Raw genomic sequence first — 13,127 nt, 5'->3', positions numbered from 1 at the left:
TCCTTTTATCTCAATGTTTGCAGGTAGGCGAGTAAATCATCTTGATCCTTGTCACTTAAATAACTAAACGGTGGCATCCAAGTACCTGGATTTAATTGTTCGGGATTTTGAAAATGCATTTTTTGCCAAGTTATTGAAGGCCAGCGCGTCCATACATGACTTAGATCCGGTCCTCGTCGATGTTGTTCAATCAGCACTGGATTTTGTGCTGCATACCACGCAGGTGTAGTTACCGATCCTATTTCTCCTCGGCGAAAGAATGTGGCCAAATTTTCCTCACCGGTTCGCACGACCTGAGAGTGACACCACACACACCCTTCACGCATGTAAATTTGTCGACCCGCATTTTGTTGATCAGTATAGTGTACCGTTTCCGCTGTTTCTTTAATATTCTGCGCACTGATTTCAGGAACGATATAGGTTGTCACGACAGCAAAGGAAAAAAACAACAGAAATCCTAACAATAAATAGCCAAGATGTTCTTCATACTTAAACATTCAAACCAGCCGCCTTTCGGAGATTCACAGGAGAACTTGCATTCATCCTCAGGCTCATAAGGTAATTTACCGCAAAAATCACTTGTGCAATGCCAAAGGCTATCCCACTAATCGCTAGAACGACCATATGGGGATGAACAGCTCGAACCGTTGCATCAATCCAGTGCATCCCGGCATTGGTATTTTGCCAGTTAGCTCCTTGGATTAGACCGGCAATCGTAAGACCTGAGAAAATCCCTAAGATCCCAAAGAGGGATAGACCAAAGTGCCAGCTCTGAAGTCGTCGGCTATACCACTCTCCGCCAAAAATTTCGGGAGCAAAAAAGTAAATTGCCCCAATAAGAATAAAGGTAAATCCTCCACCTAAGGCCAGCATGGCATGAGCCGGAACCCATTGGCTAAAATGCAGATACTCAGAGACAAAGCGCAAGGCCTGAAAAGATCCTTGTAAACTGACCACAAAGTAAAAAAACAACCCAGTCGTTATAAACGCAAAGGCTGGTTCCTTGAAAAATAGATCCCATTTAGAACCAATCGTTTTGTGGATATTCCAAAGAGCGGATGTCACAGGGATGACCATAAGTATACTGAAAACCGTCGCTTCAGTCATGAGCCAGGTGGGAACTGGTCCGGCCAGAGTATGATGTGCCCCAACTGCAGGATAGCACAGCACCAACGTCCAAAATCCAATGATTGATAATTTGTGATTATAGATCGGATTTTTAGTCATTTGTGGGATAATAAAATAGGAGGCCCCAATTCCTAGAGTCGTAAACCAAAGTCCCAAAATATTATGTCCTAAAAACCAATTTGCCACATTATCAAAAACACCAAAGAAAGGGTTGGAGAAGAAATCTAACCACAGGCCTTTTCCTAAAATAATGATAAGTGGCATCCAAACAATTGAACCGGCAAGATACCATAAAGCGACATTAAGTCTCTTTTCTCTGCGTAGGATTAACGTCTTCCATACAACAATGTTTAAAAGAATAAACGACAAAATCATAAGGGCGTCACTGGGCCAGATCAGAGATGCATACTCACGAGCGCGTGATTTTCCCATATCCAAGGCAATAACCCCAATCAGGATTGCCAGATTCCATGACCAAATTGCTGTAATCGCTAAACGAGGTTTAGCTAACGCTACGCCGGTCAGCTTTGGGACAATGGCCAGTAAAGTTCCTATAAACCCAATTGAAAGCCAGGCAAAAGCCAATGTATTCACATGAATCTGTCTAAGCTTACCAAATTCTACAAAGGGTCTTAGCCACACGGGCAAGGAGTACATAATCTCTGGATGAGCATAAATTATCGACTCCCACGCCCCAATAATCACTCCGAAAATCAACCAGACTACTGCACTTGAAAAAGCCAAACGGACTACTCGACGATTTTCTTCAGTCATTCCCAATTCTCCTTTCATTCAATTTTCTTCACAATAATTAATTCGACAAATAATATAGAATCCCTTCCAATTCATATAAATACTTAAATTAGAATCATTCACTCTATGCGATAACATTTCTCACATTAGCTGCGTGGAAATTCTCTAAGCGGGATATATAAGCTTGGTTCGAGACCCATGAATTTGTTCCTCAAGAAAGAAATTGAATCATGATTCATCACTCCAAAAACAAGGCTGGAAGCATGAGACTTCCAGTCTTGTTTCGATATATGCAGCCACGAGTATTGGACAAGGTAGTTGAATATATAGATGGGAAATTATAAGATAAATTCAAATTAACGATTGGAAGGAGTCGATAAGATGATCATTGAAACTATTCTGGATATCATTGGAAATACACCCGTGGTTAGTCTAAAAAAACATACTGGATTGAATATTTTTGCGAAGGCAGAATATTTGAATCCTGGCGGAAGTATCAAAGACAGAGTGGCGAAACATATGATTGAACAGGCAGAAATTAGAGGAGTATTAAAATCCGGTATGACAATTATGGAACCTACTTCGGGTAATACGGGGATTGGCATTGCTTTGGTCGGAGTCCAAAAAGGATATAGGGTAGTCATTGTTATGCCGGAAAATATGAGTGAGGAACGAAAAAAGATTGTTTTGGCTTTGGGTGCGGAGCTTGTTTTGACTAAAGCCGAAGAAAGCATTGGTGGATCAGTGTCGGAAGTTGAGAGACAAAAGTCAAAGGATTCTAGTATTTTTGTTCCCCAGCAGTTTGAAAATCCTGATAATCCTCAAATTCATTATCTATCTACCGCTTCAGAGATCTGGGATCAAATGGAGGGCAAAGTTGATGTTTTCGTTTCTGGGTTGGGTAGCGGAGGAACGCTGGCAGGGGTTGGCGGATTTATTAAAGAAAGAAATCCAAGGGCTAAGATAATTGCAGTAGAACCTAAGAATGTTTCTGCACTTCTGGGGCACGAGCCGGGATTACATAAGATTCAAGGGATCGGTGACGGTTTCATTCCCAAAGTGCTCAATGTAAATCTCATTGACGAAGTCGTTGAAGTTACTGATGATGATGCAATTAATACAGCTAGGGTTCTGGCTAGAGCTCAAGGTATTCTAGCAGGGACTTCATCAGGTGCAAATGTTTGGGCTTCTATTAAAATGGCTCATTACTATGGTGCGGATAAAAACATTGTCACCGTTTTGCCTGACAGAGTTGAACGATATTTCAGTACATCCCTGATCTAAAAAGAAAAAAACTATATTAAAGAAGCAATCTTCAAGAAGCACTTGGAACCTAAATTCCTCTTTGAAAATAATACTGTATAATTTATGATTATGGTTTGTTCACTGCCACCTGATGTGGTATATTGCCTAAAGAGTGTTATGGGATATATTTCAGTTTATTATAGCACCTGAATTGTTCTAACAAGCAAATAGTCAGTTAGCATAAGGAGGTAGCAGCACATGCCAGATTCTATAAAAAACATAGTTTGCGTTGGTCGCAATTATGTTCAACATGCTCATGAACTTAATAATGCGGTTCCGCAAACCCCTTTGTTGTTTACTAAGCCAACCCATGCTTTAGCTGAGGCTAATGGACGTGAGATAATCTTTCCAGGAGATCGGGGCCAAATCCAATATGAGGTAGAACTTGTATTCCATATTGCGAGGGAATATGAGCTTGGGATTAAGGTAGATGACCTTGTGGACCAAATGGCAATCGGTATTGATTTCACTTTGCGTGATGTTCAGACAGAGTTAAAAGGCAAAGGTTATCCCTGGGTGCTTGCCAAAGGGTTTATTAACTCAGCCGTAATTACCCCTTGGCAGCCTTTTCCAGGACTTAAGGCTATGATGAATTTTGACTTTTCTTTAGACAAGAATGGACAAGAGGTTCAACGGGGTAATATAAAAAATATGATTTTTGACTTACCGACAGTCATTGAATATACCGCAAAGCACCTTGGACTGGGTCAAGGGGATATCATTTTTACGGGTACTCCTGCGGGAGTAGGACCTGTATTTGACGGAGATCTGTTTTCGAGTAAATTGGCAGATAAAGAGTTGGGAAACTGTATCATAAAGCTCTCGAAGTAATTCGTTCAGCTAGATTGGACCACTCTTTATTGTACCCTGTCGTTACCTTCATTCCTTTGCCTCGGTTATTTCAGAAAAGGATTATGCAGCTTGTCTTAACCTTGTTGATGAACTATTAAAGGATCTCCCGCGTATGCTTGTGGTTAGCTCGATCGACGAGGAGGAAAATGTGTAATGGATTTGGATTATGCAATGCTTGGACAGTTAACCCAGATATTTGGTCCGTCCGGTTCCGAAGAAAGGGTCGCGGAATTCATCTCCACCCAACTGCGCTCTTACTGTGACGAACTAAAGTCAGACACTTTAGGCAATCTCATGGTCCGGCGTCATGGAACGGGTAAGAGAATTATGGTTGCTGTGCATATGGACGAAATCGGGTTGATGATTACCCATATTGATAAAGACGGGTTCTTGCGTTTTACCCCTCTCGGAGGAGTGCGTATCCCCAACCTTGTGGACAAAGAGTCAAGTTTAGCAGTGGGAAGGTCGGAACGATCGGGGTTGAAAAATTAAGAAACCCAGTGATTTTAAGCTGGATAAACTCTATCTCGATATTGGGGTATCCTCTCGGGAAGAGGCTGAACAGGTTGTCCGCATCGGGGAAACGGCGGTTTTTGTGGGGGATTTCGTAGAATCTGGATCAAGAATTATTTCCAAGGCCCTCGATGACCGCATTGGATGTTTTATAGCGATGGAAGCACTTAAACGGACCAAGTCCACCCATGAATTAGCGTTTGTCTTTACAGTACAAGAAGAAATTGGGACTCGCGGTGCTAAAACGGCAGCCTATGCTCTCGAACCTGACTTGGCAATTGCTGTGGATGTCACAGCGACCGGGGATACCCCCAAAGCACATCCTATGTCTATAGAACTAGGGCTAGGCGTTGGGATTAAGGTGCTTGACCACTCCATGATTACATCGCCTCAGGTTAAACGTTGGATGGCCATGGTTGCCACGGAAAATAACATTCCTTTCCAGTGGGAGGTTTTGGAGTATGGAGGAACGGATTCAGGCGCGATTCATCTGTCTAGGGGCGGGGTGCCTTCAGGAGTTCTTTCGATTCCCACGCGATATGTTCACAGTCCTGCAGAAATGCTTGACAAACGTGATGTTGAATCAGCTATAAATTTACTTGTGGCATTGTTAGAACGAGCAACTGAATTATAGAGGGGACCGTTTATCCAAGTTTAAATATCCCCACTGAAATAAGTGGGGGTATTTCGTAAACCTAGTATTTTACAGAGTCATGCGACGGCTCTTTGTTGAGGATTTTTCTGTGTTTTCTTATGGGAGGCACTTGACAGAGAGCCAAATTAAGTTATAATAAAGGTAGAAAGACTTAATTATAAAGATTCAGGTTGCAAATAACTTATTGGTAGCGTGCTAGGTAAAGTTTCGATTCATCGAAGGTTTAAGCATTGCAATTAGTTAAGTTTTGATGCTGAATTTTCGAAGAATTGGAGCCACCTAGAAGGGTGGTTTTTGTAGTTTAAAAAAAAAGTTTTCCCGCAAAGTTCCTCTTCTCATTTAGAAGTAAGTCAGTTGGTCATTAGTAGTTTGGTCATCGGAAACTCTGTTAGTGGTTAGTGGTTAGTGGTTAGTTAAAGTTGGTGGTTAGTAATCAGCAGTCCGTTTTGTTAGACAAAATGGTTAGTCAGAATTTGTAGCTAGGAAGAGTGGTATGACTTTCGAGTGTAGGATCGAATCGAAGTTTTCCCTGTGGTGACTTTTTTCAGAATTAAATCCCAGTTAGACCTAAAGTCATTGAAGAAATAGTGGAGGATTTGTCCAGATTAGTTTCATTACCTTTAAAACTATAGTTTTTGACTGGTTCACGTTAGTTAGGTTAAGTGGATTCCCTTACTGGTTGGTTAGAGCAGATCATTTATCTGGTTTAGTTTTCGTAGTTGTAAGGTGTAGTTGTTACGAACCTCAATACTCCGGTTAATAACGTTTTGTAAGTTTGTTGAAGATTAATCTAGAGCCGTGTATCCATTAATTCTGGAGGAACTTTGCGGGATTTAATTTTAGAGGTAAAGGCTATTCGACGAGTAGCCTTCTTTTTTATTCGTAGAAATGAGGTGGGTGGTATTCGCTTTCAGAGGTCGATGTGAGGCTGAAAAAGCTACTCACAGGCTAGATTGAGGTGGAGGTGTCTGAAAATGGAAACTAATTATCGAGTTGCTTATGATAAATACTGGCAGGATTTAAAGAAGAAGGTGCCTGAAGAAATCGCAACACAGCTGGCGGTTACTTATTATAGTGATACCCGTCAATTTGTCGTTACGTTCTTTAATTCCGAGTATATTCTGGATTGTAATACCGAAACAATCTGCAGGAAAGTTGACGGACACGTACCAGAAATTATGGCATCGATCATAATACTTAATTACTTGGCCTATGCAAGACCACCTCGGAAAACTGTTAAAAAATGGGTTAGCCTTAAAGAAATACCGAACGGTGGCATGTTGTTCTATCCAGCGTTTCATAAAAATTCGATTATTGGTCTCATCAAGACGTTTGGACTGCAATCTAAACAACTATTAACATGTGCAGCTACCTTGGGGGGGCAACCTGCATCTTTTGGTGATGCGTCCGCCATTTTCCAGGCCTTTCCTGAAATCCCCTTGTGTGTGATTGTTTGGGAAGGAGATGAAGATGTTCGAGCCAATGCCACCATTCTATTCGAGCCCTCCATTGAAAACCTGTTGCACATTGAGAGCGTTATTGGCCTGGGTATGTATTTGGCGAGAAAATTAATGCGGGGGGCAACTACATAGTACCCAAAGCTAGGATAGTCTCTGCCTGTTTGGGTATGATCATTTTTGAACGCATTATTCTGACCTTTCAGGGCAAGCTAAGTCTGATGGAGGGTCTATATGGACAGTTCTTGGGTTTCTCTCTTACCCTTTCTCGTGGTTATTCCTATTGCAATACTATCCAAACAAGTTCAACCGGGATTATTTGCGGGTTTAATCTTAGGGTGTTACCTTATACAGCCGGATCTTTTTGGCGGAATTAAAACATTGATCTCCTATATTACGGTCAACCTAGCTAAACCCAACAATATCCGTATGATCACGTTCCTCTATGTGTTTGCAGGACTTATTAGCTTAACGAAGATGACGGGGGGAATTAAAGGCTTTGTTGACCTTGTGGGGCGTAGAGTAAAAACCAAACGAGCTGCTATGTTGCTCATTTGGGTTTCAACATTAGGAACCTTTAATAATCCTAACTTTAGGATTGTAACTATTGCACCCATTATGAAGATTTTAAAAAAGAGATTACCTATTTCATCTCAGAAGATAGGGTTTGCCATTGATGTTACCTCAAATCCTGTCGTTGTGCTCGTACCTATTGCGACAGCCTTCGTCGGTTATATGGTGTCCTTGATCGGGACAGCCCTGCAGAATGTTGGTATCAATGATCGACCTTACACTATTTATATTAGGAGTATCCCCTTTAATTTCTTTTCTCTTGTCATTATTGCTATGGGAGTTTACTATAGTTTCTTCAAAGACTTAGACAACGTTTCAGAGGGGCATGATGAGAAAGACCCTGATGCTCAGAAAGAAGAAGAAGAGCTTAAAAAATGTCTGCAGGCTTATGAAAAGGATACCCCTAGTAAGCCTTGGAACCTCTTATTGCCCCTTAGTATTGTACTGTCGATGACTCTTTTTTTGAGTTGGTGGGATGGGCACACGCAGGCGAGTGGGTTTATTGACGCGTTTGTGAAAGCAGATCCACTGAGTGTCATGCTCGAGGCGTTGTTTATTACATTGATCGTATCCATCTTTTTTTATCTCATCCAGCGCTACAGCATCGCCAAATTAGTGACTCATTTCGTAAACGGGGGTAACGAATTAGTTCCCGTTATCCTCATGTTGACCTTGGTTTGGGCTTTGTCAGCAGTGTCTGAGGATTTGGGTTTTTCCAGTTATATTGCAACCCATTTGAATGGCTGGATTCCGCCCGCTTTGATAGCCCCTGTAGTTTTTTTATTAGGATGCGTCCTTTCTTACTTTATTGGATCATCCTGGGGGACTTGGGGGTTGTTAATGCCCCTTGGGGTTACACTTGCCTATCAGGCTGGGTCCAATATTGTTCTGGTTATTGGGGCTATCTTTGCCGGCGGTACGTTTGGGGCTTTTGCTTCCCCTTTAAGTGATAATTCTGTAGCATTGTGTTCAATTCTTGAGGTTCCCTTGATGGGATATGCCCATTTCAAGTTGAAGCCGTCACTGATCGCTGCAGGCATTAGCGTCATTTTATTTGGGATTGCTTCCTATTTTTAAGCAAATTCTTCAACAGACCCTTTCGAAGTGAAAAAGAAAGGGTCTGTTTTCTTCAATCTTATAAACTATTGTTATTGTACTTCATTGCATTCCATAAATATTAGACAAGTTAGCATTCATTTGTAAGAAGTTAAAGGAAATAACACTTTTATGCCGAAATACTATTATAATTTGTAGTAAGGGTTTGGGAAATTAAACTGATTTCTATTGGAGGAAACAAAGTGCGAGAAGTAAGTGTTGGGCGCCTTAATGAAGGTGATGTCTTAGCAAAGGAGATTTACACCTCAAACGGTAAGATATTACTCGGTAAGGGCGTGGCTCTGACCGTACCATTTATTAATCGCTTGCGGGATTTAGGTGTCCATGGTATATATATTGATGATGATTTGACCAGTGATATTATCATTGAGGATGTTATATCGGATCAACACCGTTACGAGGCTATGGCTACCATTGAAAAATCTTGTAAAGCTATTCAAATAGGAAAGGATAACGAATCAGATCTACAAGGATCAATAAGAAATATCGTGCAGGATATTCTCTTTCAAAAGGAAATAATGATTAGCCTCATGGATATTCGTAATATAGATAATCGATTATATGCTCATTCTGTAAACGTCTGCGTATTAGCTAGCGTGCTTGGCAAAGGGCTTGGCTTACCTGTTGATAAGCTCAATGAACTTGCGTTAGGTGCCTGCTCCATGATGTAGGAATTGTCAATTTGCCGAAAGAAATTGTTAATAAGCGAGGCCCCTTAACACAGGAAGAAAGGGAGTTATACCAAACTCACACAACACAGGGCTATGATCTACTCCGTAAAAAGAAAGACTCTAGTATTTTTATTGCCCATATGGCTTATCAACATCATGAATGGACAAATGGCAAAGGTTATCCACGACAGATAAAAGGCACGGCTATTCACCCTCAGGCTGAGATTGTTGCGGTTGCTGATTTCTATGATTGTTTGATCCATGGTTCTCCTGGCATTCCAAGAGTATTACCCCATGTAGCCTGTGAAATTATGATGGCAAACGCTGGGGTGCGTTTCCGCCAGGAGCTAATTCGGATATTTTTACAGTATATTGCTGCCTATCCAACCGGATATACTGTTAAGCTTAATAATGGTGAGACGGGTGTTATTGTCGGACAAAACAAAGGGTTACCAACTCGCCCAATCGTTCGTGTTTTTGAAGGTAAGATAAATCTCAAGCAAGTGCGGGTTCTCGAACATAATCTCGTGAATGAACGAACCCTTTTTGTCGAATATATTATTGAATAGTTTAGAAGTGAGTGTCACAGCGACTGGAGAAAATGAGGATAGGAATCGTAGAAGGGTTTCAGGAAATTGAAGCTAAAGGGTTTGAAAAACATGACAGAAGTAACTGCCGCCATTATCTTAAGAGATAAAGCAATACTCATAGCCCAACGGGCGCTAGACCAAAATTTAGCTACCAAATGGGAGTTCCCGGGGGGTAAAATTGAGTCTGGAGAGACTCCTCAAGAATGTTTAAAACGAGAAATTAAAGAAGAATTAAACGTAGATATTGAAGTTTTAGATTTCTTCGCTGAAAGCATCTATACATATAATAGTGGTACAATTAAGCTAATGTCTTTCTGGTGTAAGTGGCTTTCCGGTGACTTGACATTGAACGTTCACAGTCGCATTGAATGGGTTAATCGTCATGAGTTAGACTTATATGACTATGCCCCTGCAGATATACCACTTGTGGAAAAGCTAAAGACAATTATGAGTTAAACGAAGCCCCTCCTCTTATAGTAGGGAGGGGTTGAAAATTGGATAAAACAAAAGGGAGTCCTAAAAATGTACAGTTTTAAGAACGACTACAGTGAGGGAGCGCATCCAAGAATATTGGAGGCCTTGATTGAATCAAACTTTAAGCAGGATGAAGGGTATGGAGAGGATTGTTATACGAGGAAAGCAGTTGATCTGTTAAAGGAAAGAATGGGGAGAAACGACCTCGATATTCATCTGCTCTCAGGGGGTACGCAAACAAATCTTACCGCTATTTCGGCATTTTTAAGGCCTCATGAAGCTGTCATTGCCGCCAATACGGGTCATATTTTGGTACATGAAACCGGAGCAATAGAGGCCACTGGGCATAAAATTATATCCATAGAAGTAGAGGATGGGAAACTTAACGATTCCCACATCAAGGCGGCACTTGATTTACATACTGACGAACACATGGTGAAGCCCAAGTTGGTCTATATTTCAAATCCGACGGAAATCGGCACAATTTATAATAAGTACGAACTGGAACAGCTAAGTAGGTTCTGCAAGGAAAACAATCTTTTTCTGTTCATGGATGGAGCTAGGTTAGGTTCAGCTTTGTGTTCAGAAGAGAGTAACCTGGAACTCTCTGATTTAGGAAGACTTGTGGATGCTTTCTATATTGGAGGAACCAAAAATGGAGCACTTATTGGGGAAGCGTTAGTGATTTGTCGCCAATCGCTTAAGGAAGATTTCCGATTTCATATGAAGCAAAAAGGGGCACTCCTCGCTAAAGGAAGACTCTTAGGAATACAATTTCTTGAGCTTTTTAGAGATAACCTTTATATTGATCTGGCCAAGCATGCCAATAAAATGGCAGACATACTCAGGGCGGAAATTAGCAGAGCAGGCTTTAGGTTCTTAGTAAACTCGCCATCAAACCAACTATTTCCTATACTACCCAATCGATTGATTACAGATCTACAGAAGGATTACGCATTTTTTGTTTGGTCAAAGGTTGATGCTGAAAACTCTGCGATCCGCCTTGTCACCTCTTGGGCGACGAAAGAGGAAGCGATATTAGCCTTTATTGAGGACATGGAAAAGGCCCTTGAGGGTGATAATGTCATTCTAAAATAATGGCTGCGACCGGGCAATTTTTTGCCGCTTCTCTAGTGGATTCTTCAGAAGCTTGTGGAATGGGATTGAGATAAGCTTCAGCAATCTCGTAGCTATTCATCCTGAAAACCTGTGGACAAATCTCTTCGCAGGCACCGCAACCAATACAATCTGAATTTACGATAGCATACATAGTGTCAGGCTCCTTTCTAGTACAATCGGTTAATTATTGCTAGAATACGTGGAAACTTGTTCGTAGTCAATGCCAAAAAAGGAAACAGTGGAAACATGGGGACAGGGAAACATGGGGTAGGGGGAAACGCGGGGACAGGGGGAAACGCGGGGACAGGTACACTGTTTCCTCATGAAACAGTGTACCTGTCCCCGCGTTTCCACAGTTTCCCCCGTGTTTAGTAATCTCATGTAAAGGGGATTAGAATTTGTTTATTATTGAGCGCTTTGAAGGAGAATGGGCGATCATCGAAACGGATTATCGTCGCACGTTTAATTTACCCCGATGGGTTTTGCCGCAAGGTATTAAAGAAGGGGATGTAATAAGCATTCAGGTGGGTATTGACTTTGATGCGACAAAGGAACGTGCAGAAATATCTAAACGCATGTTAGATAACCTGTTCGATGAGTAGGGAGGAGTACTTCATTGCTATTTCATAACAGGCGGTTTATCCTACCGCTGATTATCATGTCTTTATTGCTTCTTGCTGGCTGCAGTACAGCAAAACCGATAACTCCTAGCATAGCGTCCAACCAAACGGATAAAAGCAGCCTTTTACAAGTTCATTTTATTAATGTTGGCCAGGCGGATAGTATTTTAGTGATTGCTCCTAACGGTCAGACAATTCTTGTCGATGGTGGAAATACGGATGATGGACCCGGGGTAGTAAGTTATCTTAAATCCCAAGGAGTCAAGGAGCTTTCTGCCGTTGTCGCCACTCACCCTCATGAAGACCATATTGGTGGGCTAGATACCGTGATTCACAGTTTTCCACCAAAACAGGTTTATATGACCAATGGTCCATCTAATACAAAAACGTTTGAGGATTTTTTGACAGCAGTTAAAGCCAGTGGTGCTAAAGTAATAAGAGTTAAGGCTGAAGTTAAGTTGGATGTTCCGGGAATATCGGGAATATTCCTAGCACCTAATAGTGATCAATATGAAGATCTCAATAACTACAGTGCTGTCTTAAAGATCACCTCTGGTAAGGTTTCTTTTCTATTAACAGGGGATGCCGAAGATATTTCGGAAGCAGAAATGCTGAAACATGGGCTGGATTTACAGGCCACAGTGTTAAAAGTTGGACACCATGGGAGCACGAGTTCAACAACAAATGCATTTCTAAAAGCTGTTTCTCCAAAGTACGCTGTGATTTCTGTAGGACTTAATAATGATTATGGGCATCCTACACAAGTTACGTTAAGTAAATTAGCCAATGCTAAAGTGCAAGTCTATCGGACGGATCAGGATGGAACGGTCGTTGCCACTACGGATGGAGATACACTAACATTCACGGCATCCGGTTCCTCGTCCTCGTCCTCATCCTCATCCTCATCCTCATCCTCATCCTCAATCGCTCAACCTGTACAGAACGCTCCAAATATATCTTCAGGTTCGGTGATGATATCAAGCATAGATTTAAGAAACGAAATTGTTACCATAAAGAATAGTAGTGAGAAAGTGATCGACCTAACTGGATGGAAACTAGTTAGTGAACAAGGCAATCAGACCTATACTTTCCCTTCGGGTTTAACCTTGTCAGCGGGTGAGACTCTAAAGGTTGTCAGCGGAAAGAATGCACAGGCTGAAGCAGGAACCAATGTCTTAGTTTGGACAGTATTGAATATTTGGAATAATCAAGGTGATTTGGGATCACTTTATAATGAGCAGGGGCAGTTGGTATCCCAAAAATAAGAAACTATTGCAGGGATCTAATAGTACAAATAAGGG

General features: G+C 41.5%; 11 protein-coding genes and 2 pseudogenes. 10 read left to right on the top strand and 3 right to left on the bottom strand.

The window, feature by feature from the left end:
- Positions 1-5 precede the first annotated feature (5 nt).
- Both UF75_RS02575 and UF75_RS02570 read right to left on the bottom strand, forming a co-directional pair.
- A complete protein-coding gene (locus UF75_RS02575) occupies positions 6-497 on the bottom strand; it encodes a cbb3-type cytochrome c oxidase subunit II (RefSeq protein WP_052692963.1) in 492 nt (163 codons plus the stop codon).
- Positions 490-1,902: a cbb3-type cytochrome c oxidase subunit I gene (locus tag UF75_RS02570; protein WP_045573031.1), complete on the bottom strand. Its 1,413-nt coding sequence runs from the start codon at positions 1,900-1,902 to the stop codon at positions 490-492. Before UF75_RS02570 ends, UF75_RS02575 begins: the two co-directional genes overlap by 8 nt.
- A 360-nt stretch (positions 1,903-2,262) precedes the next feature.
- Between UF75_RS02570 and cysK the strand changes: the two genes are divergently transcribed.
- The 8 genes and pseudogenes from cysK (at position 2,263) to UF75_RS02530 (ending at position 11,185) form a co-directional block, all read left to right on the top strand.
- Positions 2,263-3,165, top strand: a complete 903-nt coding sequence (gene cysK, locus UF75_RS02565; RefSeq protein WP_045573030.1) for a cysteine synthase A — start codon at positions 2,263-2,265, stop codon at positions 3,163-3,165.
- Positions 3,166-3,384: 219 nt separating this feature from the next.
- Positions 3,385-4,017, top strand: a complete 633-nt coding sequence (locus UF75_RS02560; protein WP_045573029.1) for a fumarylacetoacetate hydrolase family protein — start codon at positions 3,385-3,387, stop codon at positions 4,015-4,017.
- A gap of 174 nt (positions 4,018-4,191) precedes the next feature.
- Positions 4,192-5,185: pseudogene (locus UF75_RS02555) on the top strand (M42 family metallopeptidase).
- Between the two features lie 995 nt (positions 5,186-6,180).
- Positions 6,181-6,798 carry a DUF3786 domain-containing protein gene (locus UF75_RS02550; RefSeq protein ID WP_045573028.1) on the top strand — a complete coding sequence of 206 codons (618 nt, stop codon included), beginning with the start codon at positions 6,181-6,183 and terminating at the stop codon, positions 6,796-6,798.
- A 99-nt stretch (positions 6,799-6,897) separates the two neighbouring features.
- Positions 6,898-8,313, top strand: coding sequence for a Na+/H+ antiporter NhaC family protein (locus UF75_RS02545; protein ID WP_045573027.1), 1,416 nt, complete (start codon positions 6,898-6,900; stop codon positions 8,311-8,313).
- A gap of 221 nt (positions 8,314-8,534) precedes the next feature.
- Positions 8,535-9,592 (top strand): annotated as a pseudogene (locus UF75_RS02540) (HD domain-containing phosphohydrolase).
- Positions 9,593-9,682: 90 nt separating this feature from the next.
- A complete protein-coding gene (mutT, locus tag UF75_RS02535) occupies positions 9,683-10,069 on the top strand; it encodes an 8-oxo-dGTP diphosphatase MutT (RefSeq protein WP_045573072.1) in 387 nt (128 codons plus the stop codon).
- 66 nt (positions 10,070-10,135) lie between these two features.
- Entirely contained in the window at positions 10,136-11,185 is a 1,050-nt protein-coding gene (locus tag UF75_RS02530; RefSeq protein WP_045573026.1) for an aminotransferase class I/II-fold pyridoxal phosphate-dependent enzyme, read from the top strand.
- Here the strand turns inward: UF75_RS02530 and UF75_RS02525 are convergent.
- Positions 11,172-11,357 carry a ferredoxin gene (locus UF75_RS02525; RefSeq protein WP_045573025.1) on the bottom strand — a complete coding sequence of 62 codons (186 nt, stop codon included), beginning with the start codon at positions 11,355-11,357 and terminating at the stop codon, positions 11,172-11,174. The two genes, UF75_RS02530 and UF75_RS02525, sit on opposite strands and share 14 nt — an antisense overlap.
- Before the next feature lie 247 nt (positions 11,358-11,604).
- On the opposite strand from UF75_RS02525, the gene UF75_RS02520 reads away from it, so the two are divergent.
- Positions 11,605-11,808 carry a DUF3006 domain-containing protein gene (locus UF75_RS02520; RefSeq protein ID WP_045573024.1) on the top strand — a complete coding sequence of 68 codons (204 nt, stop codon included), beginning with the start codon at positions 11,605-11,607 and terminating at the stop codon, positions 11,806-11,808.
- A 14-nt stretch (positions 11,809-11,822) separates the two neighbouring features.
- Positions 11,823-13,091 (top strand): MBL fold metallo-hydrolase, encoded by a 1,269-nt coding sequence (locus UF75_RS02515; RefSeq protein ID WP_045573023.1) that lies wholly within the window; start codon positions 11,823-11,825, stop codon positions 13,089-13,091.
- Positions 13,092-13,127 lie beyond the last annotated feature (36 nt).

This window comes from Desulfosporosinus sp. I2 (genome assembly GCF_000960765.1).
GTDB lineage: Bacteria > Bacillota > Desulfitobacteriia > Desulfitobacteriales > Desulfitobacteriaceae > Desulfosporosinus.
This window is presented reverse-complemented; position numbering and strand designations above follow the sequence as displayed.

Excerpts from the sequence above, each read along its gene's own strand:
- UF75_RS02575 (WP_052692963.1), bottom strand. The coding sequence starts at position 497 with ATGTTTAAGTATGAAGAACATCTTGGCTATTTATTGTTAGGATTTCTG.
- UF75_RS02525 (WP_045573025.1), bottom strand. The coding sequence starts at position 11,357 with ATGTATGCTATCGTAAATTCAGATTGTATTGGTTGCGGTGCCTGCGAA.
- UF75_RS02545 (WP_045573027.1), top strand. The coding sequence starts at position 6,898 with ATGGACAGTTCTTGGGTTTCTCTCTTACCCTTTCTCGTGGTTATTCCT.
- UF75_RS02560 (WP_045573029.1), top strand. The coding sequence starts at position 3,385 with ATGCCAGATTCTATAAAAAACATAGTTTGCGTTGGTCGCAATTATGTT.
- UF75_RS02550 (WP_045573028.1), top strand. The coding sequence starts at position 6,181 with ATGGAAACTAATTATCGAGTTGCTTATGATAAATACTGGCAGGATTTA.
- UF75_RS02570 (WP_045573031.1), bottom strand. The coding sequence starts at position 1,902 with ATGACTGAAGAAAATCGTCGAGTAGTCCGTTTGGCTTTTTCAAGTGCA.
- UF75_RS02530 (WP_045573026.1), top strand. The coding sequence starts at position 10,136 with ATGTACAGTTTTAAGAACGACTACAGTGAGGGAGCGCATCCAAGAATA.
- cysK (WP_045573030.1), top strand. The coding sequence starts at position 2,263 with ATGATCATTGAAACTATTCTGGATATCATTGGAAATACACCCGTGGTT.
- mutT (WP_045573072.1), top strand. The coding sequence starts at position 9,683 with ATGACAGAAGTAACTGCCGCCATTATCTTAAGAGATAAAGCAATACTC.